24 protein-coding genes are annotated in these 21,503 nt (G+C 45.0%); 5 read left to right on the top strand and 19 right to left on the bottom strand.

What is annotated here, in order from left to right; genetic code table 11:
- Window positions 1-65: 65 nt before the first annotated feature.
- Together FZ040_RS12540 and FZ040_RS12535 are read left to right on the top strand one after the other, a co-directional pair.
- Complete coding sequence (locus tag FZ040_RS12540; protein ID WP_149172308.1) at window positions 66-1,055, top strand: DNA cytosine methyltransferase; 990 nt, start codon at window positions 66-68, stop codon at window positions 1,053-1,055.
- Between the two features lie 125 nt (window positions 1,056-1,180).
- Window positions 1,181-1,936 carry a hypothetical protein gene (locus FZ040_RS12535; RefSeq protein WP_149172307.1) on the top strand — a complete coding sequence of 252 codons (756 nt, stop codon included), beginning with the start codon at window positions 1,181-1,183 and terminating at the stop codon, window positions 1,934-1,936.
- Window position 1,937: 1 nt separating this feature from the next.
- Here FZ040_RS12535 and FZ040_RS12530 read toward each other — a convergent pair whose 3' ends face one another.
- Window positions 1,938-2,537 (bottom strand): recombinase family protein, encoded by a 600-nt coding sequence (locus FZ040_RS12530; RefSeq protein WP_255448886.1) that lies wholly within the window; start codon window positions 2,535-2,537, stop codon window positions 1,938-1,940.
- Between the two features lie 210 nt (window positions 2,538-2,747).
- Here FZ040_RS12530 and FZ040_RS12525 point away from each other — a divergent pair, with 210 nt between their 5' ends.
- Together FZ040_RS12525 and FZ040_RS12520 are read left to right on the top strand one after the other, a co-directional pair.
- Window positions 2,748-3,182: a hypothetical protein gene (locus tag FZ040_RS12525; RefSeq protein WP_149172306.1), complete on the top strand. Its 435-nt coding sequence runs from the start codon at window positions 2,748-2,750 to the stop codon at window positions 3,180-3,182.
- On the top strand, window positions 3,182-3,787 hold the full coding sequence (locus tag FZ040_RS12520) for a hypothetical protein (protein ID WP_149172305.1): 606 nt from the start codon (window positions 3,182-3,184) through the stop codon (window positions 3,785-3,787). The genes FZ040_RS12525 and FZ040_RS12520 overlap by 1 nt, the downstream gene beginning before the upstream one ends.
- A gap of 43 nt (window positions 3,788-3,830) precedes the next feature.
- Here FZ040_RS12520 and FZ040_RS12515 read toward each other — a convergent pair whose 3' ends face one another.
- From FZ040_RS12515 to FZ040_RS12505, 3 genes are read right to left on the bottom strand one after another with little or no spacing between them, the layout of a single operon-like run.
- Window positions 3,831-4,280 (bottom strand): M23 family metallopeptidase, encoded by a 450-nt coding sequence (locus tag FZ040_RS12515; RefSeq protein WP_149172304.1) that lies wholly within the window; start codon window positions 4,278-4,280, stop codon window positions 3,831-3,833.
- A 1-nt stretch (window position 4,281) separates the two neighbouring features.
- Complete coding sequence (locus tag FZ040_RS12510; protein WP_149172303.1) at window positions 4,282-4,602, bottom strand: hypothetical protein; 321 nt, start codon at window positions 4,600-4,602, stop codon at window positions 4,282-4,284.
- An 11-nt stretch (window positions 4,603-4,613) separates the two neighbouring features.
- Window positions 4,614-6,752 carry a DNA topoisomerase gene (locus FZ040_RS12505; protein ID WP_149172302.1) on the bottom strand — a complete coding sequence of 713 codons (2,139 nt, stop codon included), beginning with the start codon at window positions 6,750-6,752 and terminating at the stop codon, window positions 4,614-4,616.
- 171 nt (window positions 6,753-6,923) lie between these two features.
- Here FZ040_RS12505 and FZ040_RS12500 point away from each other — a divergent pair, with 171 nt between their 5' ends.
- Window positions 6,924-7,571: a helix-turn-helix domain-containing protein gene (locus FZ040_RS12500; RefSeq protein WP_149172301.1), complete on the top strand. Its 648-nt coding sequence runs from the start codon at window positions 6,924-6,926 to the stop codon at window positions 7,569-7,571.
- Between the two features lie 223 nt (window positions 7,572-7,794).
- On the opposite strand, the gene FZ040_RS12495 is transcribed toward FZ040_RS12500, so the two are convergent.
- From FZ040_RS12495 to FZ040_RS12425, 15 genes are all read right to left on the bottom strand, one after another.
- Window positions 7,795-8,196 (bottom strand): zinc ribbon domain-containing protein, encoded by a 402-nt coding sequence (locus FZ040_RS12495; protein ID WP_149172300.1) that lies wholly within the window; start codon window positions 8,194-8,196, stop codon window positions 7,795-7,797.
- An 80-nt stretch (window positions 8,197-8,276) separates the two neighbouring features.
- On the bottom strand, window positions 8,277-8,630 hold the full coding sequence (locus tag FZ040_RS12490) for a hypothetical protein (RefSeq protein ID WP_149172299.1): 354 nt from the start codon (window positions 8,628-8,630) through the stop codon (window positions 8,277-8,279).
- A gap of 38 nt (window positions 8,631-8,668) precedes the next feature.
- Window positions 8,669-9,832 carry a ParM/StbA family protein gene (locus FZ040_RS12485; RefSeq protein WP_149172298.1) on the bottom strand — a complete coding sequence of 388 codons (1,164 nt, stop codon included), beginning with the start codon at window positions 9,830-9,832 and terminating at the stop codon, window positions 8,669-8,671.
- Between the two features lie 143 nt (window positions 9,833-9,975).
- Window positions 9,976-10,182, bottom strand: coding sequence for a helix-turn-helix domain-containing protein (locus tag FZ040_RS12480; RefSeq protein ID WP_149172297.1), 207 nt, complete (start codon window positions 10,180-10,182; stop codon window positions 9,976-9,978).
- A gap of 13 nt (window positions 10,183-10,195) precedes the next feature.
- Complete coding sequence (gene trbL / locus FZ040_RS12475) at window positions 10,196-11,725, bottom strand: P-type conjugative transfer protein TrbL (protein ID WP_149172296.1); 1,530 nt, start codon at window positions 11,723-11,725, stop codon at window positions 10,196-10,198.
- A gap of 9 nt (window positions 11,726-11,734) precedes the next feature.
- Window positions 11,735-12,127 carry a hypothetical protein gene (locus FZ040_RS12470; protein WP_149172295.1) on the bottom strand — a complete coding sequence of 131 codons (393 nt, stop codon included), beginning with the start codon at window positions 12,125-12,127 and terminating at the stop codon, window positions 11,735-11,737.
- A 12-nt stretch (window positions 12,128-12,139) separates the two neighbouring features.
- On the bottom strand, window positions 12,140-12,907 hold the full coding sequence (locus tag FZ040_RS12465; protein WP_149172294.1) for a TrbJ/VirB5 family protein: 768 nt from the start codon (window positions 12,905-12,907) through the stop codon (window positions 12,140-12,142).
- 14 nt (window positions 12,908-12,921) lie between these two features.
- On the bottom strand, window positions 12,922-15,396 hold the full coding sequence (gene trbE, locus FZ040_RS12460) for a conjugal transfer protein TrbE (RefSeq protein WP_149172293.1): 2,475 nt from the start codon (window positions 15,394-15,396) through the stop codon (window positions 12,922-12,924).
- Window positions 15,397-15,657, bottom strand: a complete 261-nt coding sequence (locus FZ040_RS12455; protein WP_149172292.1) for a VirB3 family type IV secretion system protein — start codon at window positions 15,655-15,657, stop codon at window positions 15,397-15,399. It lies immediately after the preceding gene.
- A gap of 32 nt (window positions 15,658-15,689) precedes the next feature.
- A complete protein-coding gene (gene trbB / locus FZ040_RS12450) occupies window positions 15,690-16,661 on the bottom strand; it encodes a P-type conjugative transfer ATPase TrbB (RefSeq protein ID WP_149172291.1) in 972 nt (323 codons plus the stop codon).
- Entirely contained in the window at window positions 16,561-16,980 is a 420-nt protein-coding gene (locus FZ040_RS12445; protein ID WP_149172290.1) for a conjugal transfer protein TraD, read from the bottom strand. Before FZ040_RS12445 ends, trbB begins: the two co-directional genes overlap by 101 nt.
- A 95-nt stretch (window positions 16,981-17,075) precedes the next feature.
- Window positions 17,076-19,241, bottom strand: coding sequence for a type IV secretory system conjugative DNA transfer family protein (locus FZ040_RS12440; protein ID WP_255448887.1), 2,166 nt, complete (start codon window positions 19,239-19,241; stop codon window positions 17,076-17,078).
- Between the two features lie 5 nt (window positions 19,242-19,246).
- Window positions 19,247-20,053 carry a TraB/TrbI/VirB10 family type IV secretion system protein gene (locus tag FZ040_RS12435; protein ID WP_149172288.1) on the bottom strand — a complete coding sequence of 269 codons (807 nt, stop codon included), beginning with the start codon at window positions 20,051-20,053 and terminating at the stop codon, window positions 19,247-19,249.
- Window positions 20,050-20,682 carry a hypothetical protein gene (locus FZ040_RS12430; protein ID WP_149172287.1) on the bottom strand — a complete coding sequence of 211 codons (633 nt, stop codon included), beginning with the start codon at window positions 20,680-20,682 and terminating at the stop codon, window positions 20,050-20,052. Before FZ040_RS12430 ends, FZ040_RS12435 begins: the two co-directional genes overlap by 4 nt.
- Before the next feature lie 4 nt (window positions 20,683-20,686).
- The gene (locus FZ040_RS12425; protein WP_187620339.1) at window positions 20,687-21,502 is read right to left on the bottom strand and encodes a TrbG/VirB9 family P-type conjugative transfer protein; all 816 of its coding nucleotides are present in this window, start codon (window positions 21,500-21,502) and stop codon (window positions 20,687-20,689) included.
- Window position 21,503 lies beyond the last annotated feature (1 nt).

Raw genomic sequence — 21,503 nt, 5'->3', positions numbered from 1 at the left:
ACATTGCGGCGCGCCGCAATGTTTGATATAATAAGAGAACAAAAATTCTTATATGGAGTGATGAAATGTATACAATAGCTTCTTTTTTCGCTGGTGTAGGAGGAATCGACCTAGGTTTTGAGCAAACTGGCAAATGCAAGACCGTTTATGCAAATGAGTTTGATCCATATGCAGCAGAAACTTTTGAATTGAATTTTCCGCTGAAAGTCGATGTGCGAGACATAAACGAAGTTAGTGACAAAGATGTACCTAACACGGACATTATTATTGGCGGTTTTCCATGTCAGGCTTTTTCTGTTGCTGGCTTACGACAAGGGTTTGATGATGAAAAAGGCCGTGGAGAGCTTTTTTTTCAATTAGCAAGAATGTTAAAACATAAAAAGCCTGTGGCTGCCCTGTTTGAGAATGTAAAAAACTTAGTTGGTCATGATAATGGAAATACATTTAGAGTTATATCCGATAAATTAAAACAATTAGGTTATCATGCTGATTCTCGGGTGTTAAATGCAATGCACTATGGTAATATGGCTCAAAATAGAGAGCGCATATATATAGTTGCTTTTCGTGATGAAAAAGCCTTGCATAATTTCGAGTGGCCTGAACCTATCAAACTCGAAAAAAGTGTAAAAGATGTTATTGACTTTGACAATAAAGTTCCTGATAAATACTATTACACTGAGGGAAAATATAAAGGGGATATTTACCAACAGTTGAAAGAAGCCATGAAAGATGAAGACTTAGAACATCCAGCTATCTATCAGTGGCGAAGAAAGTATGTTAGACAAAATAAAAGTGGCGTTGTTCCAACCTTAACGGCTAATCAAGGTGAAGGTGGCCATAATGTCTGCATTGTAAAAACAGCTCAAGGTATTCGTAAAATGACCCCAAGAGAATGTTTTAACACACAGGGTTTTGACTCCAAAACTTTCAAATTACCAAACCAAAGCGATACTAGATTGTATAAACAAGCTGGTAACTCTGTATGTGTCCCAGTAATTCATAGAATTGCAGAGGCAATGGTAAAAGCGTTAGATTCTCAAAAGAATAACGGCTAATATAAAAAGGCTCCCGCTAATAGCAGGAGCCTTTTTATATTAGTCGTATTTTGCTTTCATATATTTTTTATGATATAATATATATTTATACTCTAATATATATTATCTATAAGGTGGCTGATGGTATGCCAGGATTCAAATATGGTCAAGTATGGAAATGTTATATGTTTGCAAGGGATATGATTGGAAACCACAATGAAAATATGATCATGAAAAGAGAAACATGGGAAATATTTCGTGATGATTTTCGTGGAAAACTAGGTGAAGTTGGATTGTGGAATGAGCTAAAGGAAATGTATCCAAATGCGGACATACCTGAACCGGATTTTAGTGTATCTCCTAAAGGGCAATGGGATATATTAGATTTACGGGTTGATGATATAATCATCAGTGTAAAGTCAATAAAATCTAATGCAGATTTCTTTATGATTGAAACAAAAAGATTTGATGAAAATGGTAATTTTAGGTATCGCAATAATGATGGTAGCCCTATAAAAATAGATTTACATGTGCTAGTAAAGGTGGGTATATCACCTGAAATGGATGAAAATGACATGGGATATTCTTCAACAAAGGAAATTTGGGACAATAAGAGAATATTCTATAAGGTTATGGGGGGAATTACCCATGATAATTTTTGGAGATTAAAGCATATTGCACATAGAGGAATAAAATGTAACAAGGACAATCTCAATAAGGCTTGTCTAAACTTAGAAGTTGAAACTGGCAATATCAAAACTGACCCCAAAACAGAAGTACTTCAACAGGATAACTATATAATGAGCGATAAATCACTCCCCAATGTAGGATATGTCTTAGAATCAATAAAACAAGACAAAATATTTAAGAATTTGTTTGCAGATATATTTAATAGTATATAATTTATCTTTTCAAAAATTCAGGTTTCTCCTTTATAAAAACGCCTGAACTTTTTAACCATTTATATATAGTTGGCCTAGAACAACCGCATATTCTAACAAGTTCACTGACGGAAGCAATTTCCCTGCATTGATACTTTGCAACCAATTCCTGCCAATTTGCTGGCTTCTTGGCTTCTCTGCGTCCCCTGTACTTTCCCTGTGCCTTGGCCAATGCTATCCCTTCCCGTTGCCGTTCAAGCATGATCTTACGCTCAAAGGTAGCAATAGCAGCAAACATGGTCATTGCCAACTCTCCGGCAGGTGTTGATGTATCGAAGCTCTCCTTTAATGATATGACCTGCACCTGCTTTTCCTTCAGCTGTTGCACAATGTCCAGTAAATCCTTTGTACTACGCGCCAGCCGAGAGAACTCTGATACATATACAGTATCGCCCTCACGGGCAAACTCCAGCATTGCCTGAAGCTGGGGACGGTCAGTATCTTTGCCGGATAGCTTATCAAGGAAGATTTTTTCAACGTGTGCTTTTTCTGTCAGCTCCACCTTTTGCCGTTCCTCATGTTGCTCCAAGGTCGAAACACGAACATATCCTATTTTCATCATATCCCCCCTTTTTGTAAAATATCATCTTAGATTTTATTTATATTATATCAAATAATGATTTTTTTATAAAGGACTTGCTTTATTCTATGACCATACGCTAATGTAAATTTAGAGCATGGTCTATTTTTATATATAATTATATACTGTTTGTATTAAAACATAAAACATGGTATACTAACATAAACAGTCCACCAAGAAGGGAATGATAGCATGGAACGAACAAAGGACGTAATCGCTTTGCGTGTAGGCGAAGAATTAAAAGCCGCCTTTTTAGAAATGACGGAAAAAAACCACATGACCCGCGCTGATATGTTCAGAACCCTTATTGATAAATACAGAGGAAGCAAGCAAGCAAAGAAATTCATTGATCTGCAGAAAGCCAGTGAACGCCTTGCCACTACTTGCGATGAGCTACATCACCAGCTTTTGGATGTATTCACCACTTACAGCGATGCTCTTGACTCCGTTCAGACGGATGTAGGGAATATTGAGCAGCTAAAGACTGAAAACCAAAAACTGGTTAGCATGATATTGGAACAGCAGCAGACCATAAAAAGCAAGGACAAGGAAATAGCAGAATTACAGGATATGCTGGATTATCTGACGGTTGAACTGGAGAAAGCGCAGAATGGAGAAAAAGCATAATGGAAATTACCAGCATCCAAGATGTTAGCAAATTGCTATCCACTGCTGAAGTATCAGAGCAATTTGAGATAGCCACCACCAACGTATTTACCGCCTGTATAAACCACCGCCTCACTGAAGATGAAGCGGTAGAAACCGCCGTGGGCTGGTTTATTACACGCGAAGGAGCCGAACGCCTTTGGAAGCCCCGGCAACGCATAGAGGATTTTCTACAAGATAAGTTCATGGGGCAAACATGGCCACGGGATAATCTCCTGAAGCTGGCCACCAAGGAAGTCCGCTCCGTCTTAACAGTGGAAAGAAAGCGAAAGTGTCGCTTCGAGCTGCTGGATGCAGACCGTCTGCAGGTGGAGTTTAAGGATAAGCGGGTTATTTTCTACAATGATTCCACCGATGGCCATAACTTCCATGTTTGCAGTGTTTCCCCAGTACAAGAAACCACCATCTACACATCCCCCCGTGGCAGGGAGGATGAAGTATTCCGGGAATCTTATTCCACCCCTTACGAAGCACAACAGCGCATTGATTCCTTCCAAGATTCAGAAGGATGGGCGAAGTTGGCCGATGAAAGCCAGCAATATTCCACCATAGGTGAAAAGATATAAAAATAGGCTTGGGATTGTTGCCCAAGCCTATTTTTATATCTTTTCAAAACAACGCCAACGGATCAGCGTACTGATAGCCCCCTTCGCCGGGGACTATGTATTCTAAATGCAGGTGTGGCCCGGTCGCGTTTCCCGTGCTGCCTACGGCTGCGATCATTTGACCTGCCTGTACTGCTTCCCCTGCAGAAACGTAAACTTCACTGCAATGGGCGTAACGGGTAAAGGTATCATCCGCTTGCTCATAGATAAGCACTTGATTTCCATATCCGTCACCGAAATTTCCGGCATCCACCACCACGCCATCAAATAAGGCAAGAATCCCGGTGCCGTAGGGATAGCCCAGGTCTACCCCTGAATGAAATTTATACTCTCCGCTTATGGGATGCACTCGCCATCCAAAGTTGGAGGTAACAGGCAAATCCTCTGCCAGCGCAGCGGAAGCCCCAAAATTCAAAAGGAAAGCAAGCAAGCAAAAAATTCTCAGGCCGCGCATCTTACCGCCTCCTATGGCTTAGATGGTAAGCAAGATATACCATAAAGGCAAACTGAACGCCCTGCCATCCCTTATAAAACCATGTATAGGTGACTGTCGGCGCATATATCGCCGTAGCCACCAGCATAATAGAATTTAGCACAAATAACAGTATCAGCAACTTATCGCCCTCCCCTAAACGGTGATAGGCTGCTTTTGCTTCTTCCCTATGCTCCAAGTGTTCCCCTATCTCCGAAAAAGGCATCACACTTTGCCGAATCTTCTTAGCCGTCTCCGGCGTGCAAGTCTGATATGGTGTAAGCCAGCGTTTCAAAAAACTCATTTTCCTGCCCCCTATTTTTCAAAGGTCATTTCATAATTGACCCATTTTCCTGTGTCCACCATCGAAATATAGGCATCATAGGTACCATCACCGCTTTTCTTCTTCAAGCCCTTGACCTTCACCTTGACACCCTGAAGCATCTTTATGGCCATAGCCTTGGTGAGTTTCTTCCCCCGACTTTCCCAAAACTTATCCTTCTTCCACATGGTAAAGTTGCATTTTGGTTCAGCCTTGAAGCCTGAACAGTAAAAAGCCTTGGTACTCTCATAGATATTCTTCCCGCAGCGCGGGCATTTGCCAATGACCTCTTTTTCTGCTGGCGCAATCTGCTCCAGCGTGACGGCTGCCCCGCCGTCCACGATGGAGCGCAGTTCCTTGGCCGTAAAGTCCACACACTCCTGAACCTCCGTATCGCCATGGAAAACCTGCTTCAGTAGCTTGGAAAATTCCACGGTCTTTTCCTTGTAGAGGTTAATATGCAGCTTATCAAGGGATTCTATCAGCTTTTCTCCCATTGGTTCAATGGACAGCTTTGTGTTCTTCTCTGATATATAGCTGGCGTGTTTCGCATTCTCAATGATGCCGGTTCTTGTGGCCTCCGTGCCGATTTCCACACCTGCAAGCATAGCTCGATATTCGGCAGCATCGTCTTCGGCCTCCCCGGCCTCACCGTCTGCCTCCTTTAGCTCATCACGGAAAGGATTTTTTAGATAGTTCGATAGCATGGATATATCAAACTTTGCAGGTGGCGTTGTCTCCTTCTCTACGGGCCGGAAGTCCACCGCCACCTCATCCCCCTCATTGAGATTAGGCAGAATGCTTTCTTTCTTGGTCAATGGTTCATACGTCAGGAATCCGGGCTGCTTCACAGCATCCCCTTTTAATTCAAAGTTTTCCTTCCCCACAGCAATCTCCATGCCAGTCCGGGACATTACCGTGTCCTCTATAAGGAAATTGCAGATAAATCTATTCTTGATGGTGTCATAGACAAGCTGCTCATCCGCGCCAAGCTCATCCGCTTTTGGGAATTTATTGGTAATGATAAGGGCACTATGGCTCTCTATCTTGGAATCATCAAAAATTCCCTTGCTGTCCTTCATGGCCAAATAGGGCTGCTCCCCGTTCAACTTGGCAATAATGGCTTCTACCTTGCCCTTCTCCGCTTCACTTAGATACTCTGAGTTGGTGCGGGGATAGGTAACAAAGCCCTTCTCATAAAGCCCCTGAATGATTTTCAGACTGTCAGCCAATGTCATCTTATGCAGCTTACTTAGACGGCTTTGCAAGGTACTTAGGGAAAATAACTTGCTTGCTCTTTTTATGATGTCTTTTTGCTCTACCTTTATAACGGTAGCCTTTTGACCATTCAGATATTCCTGCATAGACTGGCAATCTGCCTTGCTTGCATACTTTTCTTTGAAGGTCAGCTTTACCGCTTCACCGTTGGTTTCTGCGTTACTCTCTAAGACAAAGTATTTCTCTGGCTTGAAGTTTCTTATCTCCATGTCCCGGTCATAGATAATCTTCACAATGGGAATAAGCACCCTGCCCACGGGCATAAAGTGATTCAGCTTCACCGAAAGGAACCGTGTCAGATTGATCCCCAAGAGCCAGTCCATGTATGTTCTAGCCAAGCCCTCATGGAAAAGATTCTGATATTCCTCATCCAGTTTCATGGTCTTGACGGCATGGCGTATCGTGTCTTCTGTCTGCTCCGGCAGCCAAAGACGATAAACCGCCTTTTTCTGTTTCAGCTGGCCAAGGGCATTATGAATAATCAAATCCCCTATAACCTGCCCCTCACGGTCACTATCCCCGCAGTTCACCACCGCATCCACATCATCCCGGCCAATAAGCTCCCGAATAGTTTCATACTGCTGCTTCACACTGTCATCCTTGGCCTTATCCTTTGATGTTTTGAGCCGGAACTTGAATTTTTCCGGGATAAACGGCAGCCCTTCCAGCTTCCAAGCCGTTTCCCCTGTATATTCGCCCATGTCGCGCAGCTGGAACAAATGGCCATAAGCATAAGTGACAATCGTCTCCTGACCTTCAAAATACCCTTGTTTGCGGTCAAATTTCTCTTTGCCCGACAATGCCTGTACCACAGTTCGAGCCAAGCTGGGCTTTTCTGCTATGATTACCTTCAATTTATCACCCCGATAACGATTATTTTAATACTTAGTATAATAAAAATGCTCTTACCTCGTATTATAATACTATTAGCGGTTATTATCAAGAAAATTTACCTATTTTGCGGAACCGCCGGTTCCTTCTCATGACTGAAAATCTATAATATAATAAAAAGAGGAGGAAGAATTATGAACAATAAATATAAATTTGACTGCGTTTCTTTTGGAAAGAGATTATCCGAATTACGCAAATTTCATGATAAAACACAAGAACAAATTGCTGAATATGTTGGTGTGTCAACAAAAGCAGTTCAGAACTGGGAACACGGTTCAAAAATGCCCGGAATTGATAATATAGTTTCCTTGGCAGAGTATTTTGATATGTCCATTGGTGAAATTCTCGAAGATGAAGCATATAGAATATTTGAAAAGAAATCACATAATAGAAAACGAAGTATTGAAATAATATCAGTGGATGATAAAATTGAATTTTTTATGGAATTTTGTGAAGATAGATATATGGATAGGTATGAACTTTGGGTATGGGATGAAGCAGCTAAATACAAATATCTTTATGTGTCGGTAGAAAAGTTAATTCCCTACGCAGATTTCAAAAATTCTTTAATTGAACAATCTGATATTATCGTAGATACATATAGGAATTGGTTATTTAGCGTTTTAACCAACACTAAGGAAGATTTATCTATAAAAAAAGTTATTGAAGATAAAATCCGAGGTGAAAAAATGGGTATGGCCTCCAAAGGAGCTGTATGGGGTGGTTTTGGCCATATAATATATTTTGATGACGATGAATACGATGATGAATGCGAATACTAAAAAAAGGGGAGGCTGTCGCCTCCCCTTTTTTGGTAATATCATAAGAAAGCCATCCCTGAACTGCTATTAGGGACGGCATTTAGATAAAAACAGGGGTAGGCCAACAGCCTACCCCTGTTTTTATTACTTGCTTTATCTATGTACTATCTGATATTCAAATTGTGTAACCCCCTTACCTTTAAGGCAGGGTCTATATTACATATATTCGCTATACTCATCAAGATTATTCTACAATATCAGCTAAGGTATCATAACGATAACCACAATGCTTACATACAATAGCTTCTTCTTTTATTACTTCTGCACATTGAGGGCAAGTCTTATATTTACCTGATTTCAATTTTGCATCATCGTTCGGTTTTAACAATATAGCATGAATAATAGCTATAAGGAAAAACGCCCATCCATAAATCCACCATATGTTAAAATTCCTACCTTTTTTATGGGCAATTACTGCTGGAATAAGAGAAACAAACATCAAGCCAATAAATAAATTTTCCATTAGATTTGGTAAAAAGAACGGTTCAGGACTAAACGGAAAATATGTAAAACGAAATATGTCAAACATTTTTTCAGCTACCAAAAACATAAAAATTGCTTCTACAAATCCTACAAATATTTTCATTAAATACCATCCTCAATAACAAAACACAAATCTTAGAGAAGAAACTATACAGTTTCTCCACTAAGATTTCTAAAAGCTAATTACATATACTCGCTATAATCATCAAGATTAACATCCGAAGACTTCTTTTTATCCTTCTTGGATGTTTTCTTCTTTTGTGGTGCTGGAGCAGCTTCGGTCTTTTCCTCTGCTTTTGCCTCCGGCTGGGCTTCCTGTGCGGAATCTGTCTGTGTCATCGCACGCATACGGTCAAGAACCGCTGCATCCGATACCACCTGATATTTAACCGCCAAGTCCTCAATCTCAGGATGCTTGCTACAATAGTCAAATACCAAATACTTCATAGCCTTGCTGAAGTTGGACTGCTTGGCCACGAAATCCTTCAGTACAGGGTGCGAATCGTCAAAGCGAAACGACTTTGTTATAAATGCCATATTTTAGGGCGTGGAGGCAGCTCCACGCCGTCCCTCCTTTAGTTATTTGCTGCCGATGCTTCTTTGAGAGCGGCAAAGACCTTGCTATTAAGGAACACGTTCAGGCCGCTTACTTCCAATGTAACTGCGTACTTCTTCGGCATATACAGGAGCTTAATCATGGCACGGTCACAGAAGTCCTTCAGTTTCTTCTCCAGTGCTTCGCGCATCATAATGGAGCCACCACCATACACGCAAACCACATCAATCTCGTTGTTTGCTTGCTGGATCACCTGCTTGGCCTTATGCAGGATTTCTTCGGCCTGATTCTCCAAGGCGGGCATAATGAACTCCACAGCCGTAGCATGGTACTTGTGGCCTTCATCCTGAAGAATATCAGAGTATTCCTGACGGGTGAGCTTCATCAGGCCGAACTGCTCTTTGAAATCATCAATCACGGCATCAATGGCATGGCCATTGCCGTTATTGGTACCACTGATGAAGTCCGGCTTGAAATGAACATCCGTAGTTACAGGGAACTCCGTGGTACCTTCGCCCACAGCGATATGCAGAACCTTGTTCTCTGCAAAATCAGCCTTGTCCAGCGGGGCATCCTTATGTTGCTTGTTATATTCCTCAAACAGTTCATTGTTCTCTTTCAGCGCAAAGGAAGCCGTTACACCTTCAGGAATGACCTTCACAAAGTCATAAATCAGTTCAACCATTACTTCCTTATCGCCAATGTATACACATACATGGTGCTTTTTGCCAGTGAACTTCTCGCTGAACGTCTGACAGTTCTTCTTGTTGAAGTAGGACACCGGGAGAGCCGTGGCCATGTCCACATGGGCAGTAATCGTCTCATCCAGTGCGCTCAAGTCATAATCCTTGCCAGCAGCCTCCTCAATGGCGGCAGCTGCCGAATGTGCCAGCGTGTTGATGTAAACAATATCACTCGTTACCTTGTTATTGTCCACACCGACCTCAATAGCGCGGCAGGGCTGGCCGGATTCCAAAGCCCGCTGGCCGATGTAATACAAACCACCTTCAATGGAAACCAGCAGATTGTCATGAAGATTCTTCAGGACATACTCTTTGTTGACATCATCCAAGTTCGGCACCCGCATGATTTTTGCAAATACATTCGGCTGCTGCACCAGCTTCCCATCAATGATGAGGTCATGCTCGCTGTTTCCGTTGTCGTTGGCAATTTTAAGATTCATAAACAAATCCCTCCAAATAATATGATAATAATCTTTACAAAAAGCATTATAGCAAAATTTATTAACCATTTCAAGATTTTTTATTAAAATATGTATTAAAAAATGTATAAAAATAGCAGGAGATTTATTCCCCTGCTATCTTGCTATTCATATACCAGCAATTCATTCAAATTACAAGCCAGCCCGTCACAAACCTTTATATATGTCCCCAGCTGAACCTTGTCCAGTCTCCGGCCATGATACAGTTTACTGATGGTGTTTCGATTGACTCCCGTCAATCGGATCACTTCAGCAAATGTCTCTATCTCATGCTCATACATGAGCTTTCGCAGATTACATTTTAGTGTCATATCATCCACCCCCTTAATCTCTTATCGGGGCAGACATACCACCTTGCGGGCTTGCTTCCTGCGGAATCGCATTTCTCGCCATAGCCATCTTGCCCATTGCCTCTGAAAAAGTAGGCGATTTGCTTTGTTCGCTGGAAGCAGAACTACTTTGTGAACCTGCCGGACTACTTCCCGATGAACCGCCGGATGAGCCACTGGACGAACCTCCTGCGGCTGTACTGGCATCACCTGTATTTCCACCTGATGACATTTCAGAAGAATTAGCGGTATTGCTGGCTGCGGAACCTCCCGCAGCAGTTCCAGCATATCCTTCGGCACCTGCTGGAGCAGTCTTGCTTGTGTTGCCATTTGGCGCACTACCTCCAGCAGAATTACCGCCACTAGCTGCAGCTCCTCCACCTGAAGACGAACCGTCATTAGATGCGCCACCACCTCCAGCAGCGGAACTACCCGAAGATGAACTACCGCCTCCATAGCTTGAAGTACCACCATTACTAAATGTTGGTGAAGACTGACCACCGCCTCCTGTCGTTGAAGACGATGAAGAAGTATTATTTGATGTTGATGTGTTGGTGCTGCTACTATTCACCTGACTAGCTGCCGTTGCCGCGCCGGACTTACCAGCCGAACTACCGCCAGCTCCAGCCATTCCTGCTACCGCTGATACGCCTTTAGCTGCTGCCATTGTTGCACCGGCAGCCACTAAAGCTACACCAGCACCAAAGCCAGCTGCACTACCTGCCGTGAGTGACGGGCCACCTGTCATAACTGAAGCGGCCAGGGCTGGAGCCTGCCAAGCTAGGAACGCTAATAATACAGATACCGCCACCAATGCCACCATAACAGTCAAGGCATTATCAGGATTCATGGCCATAAGTGGTGCATAAGAATTTAGCACATCCGGCATAATGGCCACTAAGCAGGACATGACCATCAATTTTACACCGTAGGCAATCACACCGCCAATGGCCTTTTCTGCAAGAAATGATGTCCACTTGGTAACACCGAAGGGAACAAACACCGTCAACAGAGCACATACTAAGTAAAATTCTACATAGGTCAGCACCACCTGAACCCCTAATATCACATAAGATATGCACCCAAACACATAAGCTATAACCCCTGCCAATAGCATAGGCAAATTAGAGAGCACATCCGACATTCCAGTAAAATTCTTCTCAAATTTTAAGATTGGCTCCAGTGTTGTGATTCCCTGCGCCACAATAACAGAAGGATGCTGCATAAGCCCCATACCACCGCCGGAACCAATGACACTCCCCGCCATAATGAAGCTGTTTTTTATGAGGCTGCAGAACATTCCCCAGTTATTGAGCAGAAACATCCAAAAACCTATCTTCAAGCACTTCTGAATTAGGATCTTGAAATGGTCACCATCATCCAAGTTAGTCAGAAAAGCCATACAAGCATCAATCGTGGCCAACATCCAAAAAGTTGCCATAACCAAGGCTTTTATCTGCGGCACCCCGCCTGTTGCTATTGTCTCAAACTGATAACATATTTGGTCAAATACCGCTAAATCCATAGTCTCACCTTAGTCCTTGAAATCAGCCTGTCTTGTCTTCAGGTCTTTCGGAGCACTAAATTTAGGCGGTGCCATCTTCACAGTGCCATTCTCCACTGTGCCATTAGTATTGTCTTCCTCTATCTCCTTTTTGTGCTCATCCAGCTGCTTGGCCATCTTCTCAATATCAGCTTCCGTTTTGGCATTTGCTTTTGCTGCTGCCTCATCCGAAGATTTATCAGCCTTATTATCTGCCTGATTCTTACTGATATGTTCTTCCTGTTGCACCTTCGGAGAACCTTCATCCTCTACTGGACTAGCCGATGACTGCCCCAAGTAGAACGCCACGCCACCAATAATCAAAAGAAACATCAGCACCATAATAGCCTTGTATCTCATAAACAACTCCAAAAGTCGCGTCATTGTAGTTCCCCCTTAATCCTGAAAATCTGCCGTATGGCTTTCAACACTGGCATTTGCCGTCTGATGGAAATCGTCCGTCTGATAGAACTCCTCTGCCACCCGTGCGCTGGCCTCATCCGACTGTATCATTTTTTCCAAGTACAGATTCTGCCCTTTCATGGAATCGGCCACAATAGCCTCCAGCCGTTGCATTTCCTTGACCTGAAGCCCCGCAATCTGTGAGGCTGCCTGTGTCACGCCTACAATACCTTCCGCATTCTGTGAAGCCTCCAAGAGGGTACTGAGGGAATCCGTGGTTTTCTGCATTTCTTCCGGGGAGGCCAGTCCTTGGCTCAAAATACTCTGCTTAATCCCCTTCTCTACGGTTTTATTTACCCGGTCTGCTTGGTCAGCATAGGCCTGAGCAGAAGCCCCGTTCCACTTGGTATAATCCGTAAAGTTATTATCAAACTCCGTCATAGCCGTGCGGAAATCCGTGCCAATAGCGTTTACGCTGGTACGAATCTTGTTCATTTCCGTAACCATCTCCTGCACCTGCCGAACACTGGAGGAAAGCTGTGATGGATCAAGTTTTGCCAGCTGCTTCAGCTGGGCATCGAACTGCTGCAGCTGCTTTTCATAAGATTTTATGAGTTGCAGCTTATTTGCCAAGTTCTCTGAATGGTTCGTTGGGTCATAGACTACCATTGCTGAAGCTGGTGCTGGCACATAGGCCGCACTTCCCCAAAAGAACGCCGTAGCTGCGGCAACTGCCCCTGCACTTTTTTTCCACTTACTCATGAAAATCATCCTCCTCATGCTGATTCATGTTTTACATTTTTCAAATTCTCAATATAAGCAATGACTTCCGGCATCCCCTTGTATTCCATCCAGTGTTCATTGAACTCATCCTGCGGATAGGTGGCCAAAAGTTCCTTCACCTTCTTTTGATCTTCCTTGCTTGCGCTGGCCACATAAGACAGTGTGAAGGGCATTTGCTCCAAGCCAAGCTCAAACAGGCGGCTATTGCGGTCTGACTTGTAGTAATACTGGCGTTGCTGTGTTGCCGTAGCAATAAGCCATCTTTCCTTGGTATTCAAGCTGAACATCTTATAAATCTCGTCATTACTGGGATTTGTTGCGCTGGGATTCGGCAGGAAAATCTTTGTCCGGCAGCTTTCAATGATGGCCGGGGCAATCTTGCTATGGGCAATATCTTCAAGATTCTGTGTCGCGAATACCACCGACACATTATTTTTACGCATGACCTTCAGCCATTCTTTGATTTTCTGCTCAAACATAGGATTGTCTAGGAACACCCAACATTCATCCAGCACCAAAATGGTGGGCTTGCCTGTGCAATTCTGCTCCAGCCGATGGAAAATATATTGTAGTGTCGGCATAACGGCCGACTTCTTTTCCATTAGCTCCTCCATTTCAAAGACCTGCCAATTCCCATAGGTCAGGGAATCATGTTCACTATCGAACAGCCGGCCATAAGCACCACCTTCAGGATTTGATGCCGAAGCCGTGGTAAAGGTCTTTAAGGCATCCCGCAAGCGTTCATCCTGAAGCATCAAACAGAGTCCTGTCATGGTGCGCTCGTCCTCCGGCGCGGTGGCCAGCTTGTTGAGTGCCGTCCAAACCTCAGCCTTGTCCGTAGGGGTAATCTTATCCATACCTTCCTGCGCCAAAATCTGCAAAATCCATTCCATAGCCCAGTTTCGCTCATTTTCACTGTCAATGTGCGCCAATGGCTGGAAGGAAAGGCTATCTTCGTCCTCATTGGCCAAGTCATAGAAGGAGCCTCCTACGCCAGCCGTCAAGGCTCTTGATGAACCACCTTTATCAAAGACATAGACCTGGGCATCCGGCACCCCGCGAAACTGCGCTTCAATCGTGTTCAAAAGAACCGATTTACCTGCACCCGTCAGGCCGACCACCATTGTATGGCCAACATCCTTCACATGAAGATTGAAACGGAAAGGAGTGCTCCCGGAGGTCTTACACCGCATAAGAGGTGGTGTATTCAGGTGCTTGTTCCATGCTTCCCCTGCCCATACGGCAGACAATGGAAACATATGGGCAAGGTTCAGGCTGCTCATAAGATACTTGCGGATATTGTTCCGGGGCATACAGGGAACCGAACTCATCCACGCATTAACGGCGTTCGTTGTTTCATGTACTGTCGTGAAACCTCTGCCGTTGATGGTCTTTTCAATCATACGCACTCGCGTATCAACCTTTTCCTTGCTCTTATCCATTACAATGATGACCTGTGTGAACTTGCCGAAGCTGACCACATCTGCGCCCAGCTCCTGCAAGGCCATTTGAGCATCATCATATTTTTCCAGCGCATCCGTGTCCACCATCGCGCTTTCGCTCTTGGTAATGGCCTCTTTCAGCTGTGTCCAAATGGATTTACGGCTGGCGAACCACTGCCGCCTGTAATTTTCTATCTCGTTTTGGGCATCCACCTTATCCAGCGGCAGATACCGTGTAACCCAACGATATTCAAAATCCAAGCGGTTCAAAGCATCTAATATTCCCGGCGTGGATTCCTGCGGGAATCCCTTGACCGATACAATGCCTAAATGGTAATCTCCCAATTTCGGATGAAGCCCGCCATGTAATGGCGTGTCTGTAAGATATTGATTCAGGTACTCACAGAACATCTTGGATTTTCTGACCTTGTGCTTCTTAGGCGATATGCAGGAATGCAAATAGGTCAAGGTTTCTTCGGCATCCAAGGCGTGGCACTCCGGCATGACCTCACAGAATAACTGGTAGACCCGCTGCACTTCCGTCTTGAAGTTTTTGAGATTCATTTCAATGCGGTCATGCTCGGCATCCGTTACTTCCTTCTCATCAATAAAAATCTTATTGAACTTGTCATACTTATCCTTGGGAGGCAAGTAGAGCAGCGTGAAATAATAGGTGCTTTCATAGTACCTGCCGGAATCGGCAAAGGCTGCCATACGCTCCGAATCAATCAAGGCTGTGCATACATCCGGGAACTGCCGCGCTGCATATTGCTTGCTTTGCTCCCGTCTTGCCTCTACTTGGAGGCACCAGTTGCCACCAATACGCCGTAAACAGTTATTCAGGCGGGCTACCGATACCACCAGCTCATCCTCCGTAGAGGAATCCAAATCTGCCCCCCGATAACGGAAAGACTGCTGGAGTGATCCATCATGATTGAGGATAATACCATCCTCAATCATGACACACCAGCCAATGTAATCTTCTAGGCCGGAGGCATCCTTTCTATACTCTCGTAAATTTATCATCTATCGAACCTCATAATACTTTCTGTCATTGATATGTCGCTTCAACGCCTCGAAGAATTGCTCGTCCTTCTTGGCAAAGGACAGGGCAACCACATGAAGGAACACATTTATCAGAATCAAGGGATAGCACTTCATCATCACAAAGGATGCTGCAAATGTGCCATTAAGCAAAAATAAGTCTCTCGGAATACCACACATCAAAACTGGCTTCGTGAGGGACTGATGAATAGGGACAACAAAGCCCTTGGCGCGTTCAGCCATATTGCACCTCCTAAAAAAAGCAAGCAAGCAAATTAAGCAAGTTTCCTCGTCACATATTCCCCGCCTCGGCAGCCGTCCACTGCCAAGACATCCCTTATCACACGGCTTTTAGCCGTTCTCTCAATATAAACAATTACATCCACCGCCTCACCGATGAGCGCACGGGGAGGATTCGGCAGCACCTCTTGAATAAGCTGTTCCAAGCGGATAAGGCCAGCCCCCGCACTATCGGCATGAATTGTCGATATACCGCCGGGATGACCAGTATTCCACGCTTTCAGCAAATCTAAGGCTGCCCCATCCGTAACCTCACCTACAATGATACGGTCAGGGCGAAGTCTCATACAGGAACGAACCATTTGCCGCATGGAGAACCCTTCACGCTGGCGCAGGAATATCGTATTTGAGTAATCACACTGCAACTCTGCCGTGTCTTCCAGTATCAGAAGCCGGGATTTTGTCTTGGCTATCTCCTGCAAAATCGCATTAGTGAGAGTAGTCTTACCTGTGCCCGTACCTCCGACCACTAAGATATTTTTCCTCTGCCAAACCGTATCTAAAATGACATTATGCTGTTTCTCGGTCATGATACCCTTGGCCACATAATCCGATAAGGGGAAAATGACCTTCGCCTTTTGGCGAATGGAGAAAACTGGATTCACCGACCCCGGCGGGATAACCGCCTGAATACGGCTCCCCCATATTGGAAGTTCGCCGGACAAGTACGGCTTTTGCTTGTTGATTTTATCCTGTGTAACCGTGGAGACTATGGAAATAAAGCGTTCAGCATCCACCGGCTCAATTCTTCGCCCGGTGTCAATCATGCCCTCTCCGACACGCTCAATCCACAAAGACTTATCGCCGTTCAGCATGATTTCCACCACTCGCGGGTCATCGAAATAATCAATGAATCCTCGCATAGCTGTCCGCAGCATTTTCAGCGTTTTGTCCCGCTGTGCTTGTTGTTGCCGGATTTCCAGCAGATTCTGCTCTTGCGCCTCCATCCTTCTTGTGAGCCTCCTTTCCACGCTCCCGCTCCGCTATCAACTTATCGCCACGGGCTTTTAATTCCCGTGCCTGTCCACTTTCGGGATTTTGTATAAGCTCCTTCCGTGAATCCAAAAGCCCCACCAGCAAGCCAGCATCCACAGAATCGCCCCAAACCATTTCGACCAAACCACCCTTTTTGATCAGGCGGTGGGTTCGCTCTTTGCGAACCTTGGCCGATTCCTTCTTTTTCTCCTTGGCAATCTGCATTCGCAGCTTGGCCATACGAGCCTCCAGCTTTTCTAAATGGCTCAGTTCCTTGTCAGTATCGCTCATAGTTTCCACCTTTCTAATATTATTATAACACTAGGTCGAATCAAAATAATCTCTATAAGTATTATAATAGTTATCACAACAATTATCAACCTAATTCAAAAATCTACTTCAAAATCATCCTGACCTTCCATGAACGTTTCTGATGTTATATCCATGAAACCGTCCGGCTGCGCCGTTTCATCCAACGGAGAATCATCTACTGGCTCCTCCTTTGCCTCATCATCTTCATTTTCAGAGGCATCCTTGGCCACCTCCTCATTGGTACCATCCCCGGCCAACTGCATTCCCAAGGCAGCATCAATTTCTGCATTCATAGCCTCCTGCTGTTTGTCCTTGAATTTTGCTATGGCTGCCTCACTCTTGGCAATATATTCAGCTTCAGCAATTTCCTCCATCTTTTCCTTTAACTGCCGCAGATACCTTGCTTTTTCTGTCTTGTCCGCATCCAGTTCGGCCAAGGCAGCGCAAATTTCCATTTTCCGCGCCTTGCGCTCCTCCAACTCATAAAGGGAATCCGTGGAAACCTCTGCCTGTAATCGTTTCATAAAATTGCTATCTTGAAAGTAGCGGATTTTCCGGCACTTAATCGGTGCCCTTCCGGCCACAAAGATAATCTCCGCTTCGCCGTCCAGCTCAGAAATCTGAGCTGCCGTCATTAAATCCTTGCCCTTCTCCTGCACATTGTAGCTATTCTCACCTAAAAACTGGAGAAGGTCATTATGGAAGGTGCGATTCCTAACCTCAATCGTCTCCTTGCCCATCATCTTGGACATATACTCTGGCGTTTGGTCATCATTCGGCGTATGGAATACGCGAATGTGACAGTTATCAATAATGCTGGTATTACGGCCATACATATGCTGGGCAAAGAGCTGGTTAAGTCCCTGAATAATGATGAATGCCCTTAGACCATAACCTGCAATATAGCCCAGCGACTTTTCAAATTCCACAATACGCCCCAAGGCGGGGAACTCATCTAAGAGCAGAAGCAGCTTGTGATTGTAGTCCGGGGCAGGTCTGCCATCTTCAAATGCCATATGCTCCGTGAGCCGTTGGTATATCAACACAACTATGAGCCTGAAGAACTTGGCCATACGCTCCAAATCTGACGGCGGGACAATGAGATACAAAGATATTGGCTGCTGAGCATACATCAGGTCGCGAATATGGAAAGAGGAAAAACTGGTGTTTTTGGCAAGAATCGGATCAGAAAAATCCTTCAGCAGTTCTTCCACCGTTGACATGATGCCAGCAAATTCCTTGTCCTCCTTCTGTAAGAAGGTATAGGCTTTCTGCTTAACAAACGGATGCACCCCATCCTCAGCACCATACGCCTCCTGCAGGAATTTCCTCTGCTCATCATTTTTCCCGTGAACGGTTACGGCCATATCCTGCAACCGCTGGCGAATCGGTATCTCACCAAATACATATCCCAGCACATCCCCAAAGGAAGCATCCCCATTTTGGATATACTTTAGATGCAGAACTACGCCCTCAATCATAGAAGCAGCCAAATCCCGCCAGTGATCGGGCTTGTCGCTTCCATCCGGCCTAGCTATGGCATGAACAATATTTATAGTGTCCTTGATTTCATCATTGGTATAGAGCCGGATTTCATCCAAGGGATTAAACCCGGCGCTCCCCTCGTCACTTGTCGGGTCAAACTTAATAACCGTCTGATGAAGCGTATTTTTCCGATAGCCGGAAGTGATGCTATATATTTCCCCCTTTATGTCTATAAAGACTATGGATTCTGTCCATGACAAGCCTGTGGGCACCACAAGGCCAACGCCCTTACCGCTTCGCGTTGGTGCTACCACTAAGGCATGACGATTATCGTTGTCGCGTAAATAATAACCGTCCTCCGTTTTCCCAAGGAAAACGCCCTTACCATCTAATAGCTTGGCCTCCTCAATATCTTTCCGACTTGCCCAATGAGCCGTCCCGCAGCTGGTAAGCGGCTTTTTTATCAATACACGCCTAAGCATGGCCACAATCACAATGCCAGCACCGAAGCATATCCCAATGATGGAAAATCCCATAGCAAAGACCTTAGGCGCATCCTCATAGAACTTTATGAACCACACCCAAAAATCCCACGGAAGGTATATCGGCCTTTCTCCCAGCGAAAAAATAGGGCTACCAAGAAGTGGTTGGTAGCCCAGCTTTGCCGCAAAATATTCAGTAGCAGCCCAATTCCCGACAAGCAGGAATCCAAGCAGCACCGCCAAAAAGAGACGCTTTATGTTTTTTTTCTCCATCACAGTCAACCCTCATAAGGCTCCAGCACCAAATCCTTGTCCACTATGATATTGAACTGGTAGCCGGGGCGAATAATAATCGTGGGCTGGATATTGAGATTCTTTTGGGTGATGGAATTTGTTGCCTGAGCAATGTTATTGGCAGCACCTTTCCCCGCTTCGGCTCCCCAGCTGTTATCATTGCTCCCTGATGAAGTAGCTGCAGCCACGCCCCCAGTAGCTATACCGCCAATCACAGCCGACCACAAAGCACGGCCATAATGGGACTGTACTTTATCCTTGAAGCCTGAATAACCTTCCCTGTCACCGCCTACCATGTTTCCCAAGAGGATGGACTTGCCATTAGGGAAAATCAGACGATTCCACACCACCAGCGCCCTGTTCTGTCCAAAAGTGGTCTGTGAATCATATTTACCAATGATTTTCGTCCCTTGCGGAATAAGCAGATATTGCCCCGTGGTGGTATCATAGACATTTTCCGATACCTGCCCGATGATGTTTCCCGGCAGGTCAGAGTTAAGCCCTGTTATCATGATGCCCGGAATGATTGTCCCGGCAAACACCTGATAATCAGACAACTTATCCTGCATGAAGTACCCGGAAAAAGTCTCCGTGTCCACCTTCTGCCTTGCAAAGGCCTGTTTGGAAAGCTGCTTATTTTGATCTGTGTCCATTTGCGCTACATTCTGCTGGTCAGCCAGTATCTTGGCATCGTAAGCCTCATTAGCCGATACTGTCCCCCCCATCAGCACCATAGAAGCCATGCCAGCAATCACGGCACATTTCAGCTTCCTACTGGAAAAACCTGTCATTTCTTATCCTCCTCGTTGAGTTTGAATCCAATGGGGCTTTGATTAGCTGCCATCTTCTCCTTCTGCTTCTCGGCTGCAATCTTCTGTTCCGGCGTTAGCCCACCTCTTTGTGTCCCTGTTCCTGCATTCGGTGCAGCTACTCTTGGCATAGGTGTTGTGCGCGGTGTATAGTTGCTGGCAGGAATCCTCGTATAGGCTGGAGCTGGCCGCCGTTCCGGCTCAATGTATTCCACATCATCCTCCGGCTTTTTCAGTTTCTTTTGCTTGGATTTTTTTTCGCCGTCCGGCTTTTGATCATACTTCTTGGTTTTGCTGTCCCCGTAGCTGTCCGGCGCATTTTTCAAATGCTCCGGGCTTGTATCTACGGTTTCCACCTGTGACTTCTCCTGCTGCTTGTTCTTTTGCGCCGTAGATGCCGTAGATATGCCATAAACAAAGGCCACTGTGAAAATCAGAGCCACAACGCCCAAGCCAATCATCACATTTTTACGGTTGAAAGAGGTAGTCCCCTCAGGCTTGGCCGTCAGTTCCAAATTCTCCCGCAGTTCCTCCTGCGGGATTTCCTCTTTTTCCTCTTTCCCTTTGCTGGATGCTGGAATGTAGTCTTTCCATTTATCAAGAATTGACATTCTCTTACACGCTCCCCCGCTTAATCATCACCTTATTGGTGCCTACCAAGAGCTTGCCCGTCTTGAAAATGCGGTCAATCACATAATAGCCACCAACTACACGATAATTAACCAAGATGGTCTTACCATGCTCCTCAATCATAAAAACAGGCGCAACGCTACTCTTAATCTCCGGCTTCATCTTCAGATAGGTCTTCTGCCCATCATCAAAGGCCATTTCCGGCGACCAAGAGTGTGATTTTTCCGAAATTCTATATCCAAAATGCAGGTTCATAGCATTCACCGTCATCATATTTTCAATATCCCTCTCCCTAATCTGCCGGTTCAGCTGTTCCCTACTTGTCTCTACCACCCATGAAACCATTGGATTGTACCTCTGCCCGGATATAGCATGAATCTGATATGTTCTCATGTTGGTGTTTATGATGATATTGGTGGAAAGGCCACGCTTTACGGGCTTTACATAAACGTGCTCCGTTTTGAGTGCTCCTGAACCTGCCGAACTTCTATCAATCACCCAGCGTGTTGTATCACCAGCCCCGACATAGGTCACTTTCTCTCCCGGCTGAAATTTTATGTCTGTGATAAAGCCATCCTGACAATAGACCTGATAGGTTTCATGTGGCTCATACTTAAATTCAACCTCCAGCCCAAAAGAAGCGGCATCATAAGGATTTTGGATATAATCAGAGGTTCCATCCTCCCCAGCCACAGGAGTTCCCAGTGATTCCAAGGAGGCTGCCTGTGCTGGTGCGCCTCCTGCTAAGAACATCGAACCTGCCACCAAGGCAGCCACAGCCAAGTATTTATTCTTATTCATC

The organism is Pseudoselenomonas ruminis, from assembly GCF_008271295.1.
GTDB classification, from domain to species: domain Bacteria; phylum Bacillota; class Negativicutes; order Selenomonadales; family Selenomonadaceae; genus Selenomonas_A; species Selenomonas_A ruminis.
This window is presented reverse-complemented; position numbering and strand designations above follow the sequence as displayed.

What these genes read in the sequence shown, in the direction of transcription:
- FZ040_RS12495 (WP_149172300.1), bottom strand. Translation starts at nt 8,196, where the DNA reads ATGAAAATATTTGTAGGATTTGTAGAAGCAATTTTTATGTTTTTGGTA.
- FZ040_RS12470 (WP_149172295.1), bottom strand. Translation starts at nt 12,127, where the DNA reads ATGACGCGACTTTTGGAGTTGTTTATGAGATACAAGGCTATTATGGTG.
- trbE (WP_149172293.1), bottom strand. Translation starts at nt 15,396, where the DNA reads ATGATAAATTTACGAGAGTATAGAAAGGATGCCTCCGGCCTAGAAGAT.
- FZ040_RS12485 (WP_149172298.1), bottom strand. Translation starts at nt 9,832, where the DNA reads ATGAATCTTAAAATTGCCAACGACAACGGAAACAGCGAGCATGACCTC.
- trbB (WP_149172291.1), bottom strand. Translation starts at nt 16,661, where the DNA reads ATGGAGGCGCAAGAGCAGAATCTGCTGGAAATCCGGCAACAACAAGCA.
- FZ040_RS12540 (WP_149172308.1), top strand. Translation starts at nt 66, where the DNA reads ATGTATACAATAGCTTCTTTTTTCGCTGGTGTAGGAGGAATCGACCTA.
- FZ040_RS12430 (WP_149172287.1), bottom strand. Translation starts at nt 20,682, where the DNA reads ATGTCAATTCTTGATAAATGGAAAGACTACATTCCAGCATCCAGCAAA.
- FZ040_RS12490 (WP_149172299.1), bottom strand. Translation starts at nt 8,630, where the DNA reads ATGGCATTTATAACAAAGTCGTTTCGCTTTGACGATTCGCACCCTGTA.
- FZ040_RS12435 (WP_149172288.1), bottom strand. Translation starts at nt 20,053, where the DNA reads ATGACAGGTTTTTCCAGTAGGAAGCTGAAATGTGCCGTGATTGCTGGC.
- FZ040_RS12455 (WP_149172292.1), bottom strand. Translation starts at nt 15,657, where the DNA reads ATGGCTGAACGCGCCAAGGGCTTTGTTGTCCCTATTCATCAGTCCCTC.
- FZ040_RS12445 (WP_149172290.1), bottom strand. Translation starts at nt 16,980, where the DNA reads ATGAGCGATACTGACAAGGAACTGAGCCATTTAGAAAAGCTGGAGGCT.
- FZ040_RS12535 (WP_149172307.1), top strand. Translation starts at nt 1,181, where the DNA reads ATGCCAGGATTCAAATATGGTCAAGTATGGAAATGTTATATGTTTGCA.
- FZ040_RS12480 (WP_149172297.1), bottom strand. Translation starts at nt 10,182, where the DNA reads ATGACACTAAAATGTAATCTGCGAAAGCTCATGTATGAGCATGAGATA.
- FZ040_RS12530 (WP_255448886.1), bottom strand. Translation starts at nt 2,537, where the DNA reads ATGATGAAAATAGGATATGTTCGTGTTTCGACCTTGGAGCAACATGAG.
- FZ040_RS12440 (WP_255448887.1), bottom strand. Translation starts at nt 19,241, where the DNA reads ATGGAGAAAAAAAACATAAAGCGTCTCTTTTTGGCGGTGCTGCTTGGA.
- trbL (WP_149172296.1), bottom strand. Translation starts at nt 11,725, where the DNA reads ATGGATTTAGCGGTATTTGACCAAATATGTTATCAGTTTGAGACAATA.
- FZ040_RS12465 (WP_149172294.1), bottom strand. Translation starts at nt 12,907, where the DNA reads ATGAGTAAGTGGAAAAAAAGTGCAGGGGCAGTTGCCGCAGCTACGGCG.
- FZ040_RS12520 (WP_149172305.1), top strand. Translation starts at nt 3,182, where the DNA reads ATGGAAATTACCAGCATCCAAGATGTTAGCAAATTGCTATCCACTGCT.
- FZ040_RS12510 (WP_149172303.1), bottom strand. Translation starts at nt 4,602, where the DNA reads ATGAGTTTTTTGAAACGCTGGCTTACACCATATCAGACTTGCACGCCG.
- FZ040_RS12515 (WP_149172304.1), bottom strand. Translation starts at nt 4,280, where the DNA reads ATGCGCGGCCTGAGAATTTTTTGCTTGCTTGCTTTCCTTTTGAATTTT.
- FZ040_RS12500 (WP_149172301.1), top strand. Translation starts at nt 6,924, where the DNA reads ATGAACAATAAATATAAATTTGACTGCGTTTCTTTTGGAAAGAGATTA.
- FZ040_RS12425 (WP_187620339.1), bottom strand. Translation starts at nt 21,502, where the DNA reads ATGAATAAGAATAAATACTTGGCTGTGGCTGCCTTGGTGGCAGGTTCG.
- FZ040_RS12525 (WP_149172306.1), top strand. Translation starts at nt 2,748, where the DNA reads ATGGAACGAACAAAGGACGTAATCGCTTTGCGTGTAGGCGAAGAATTA.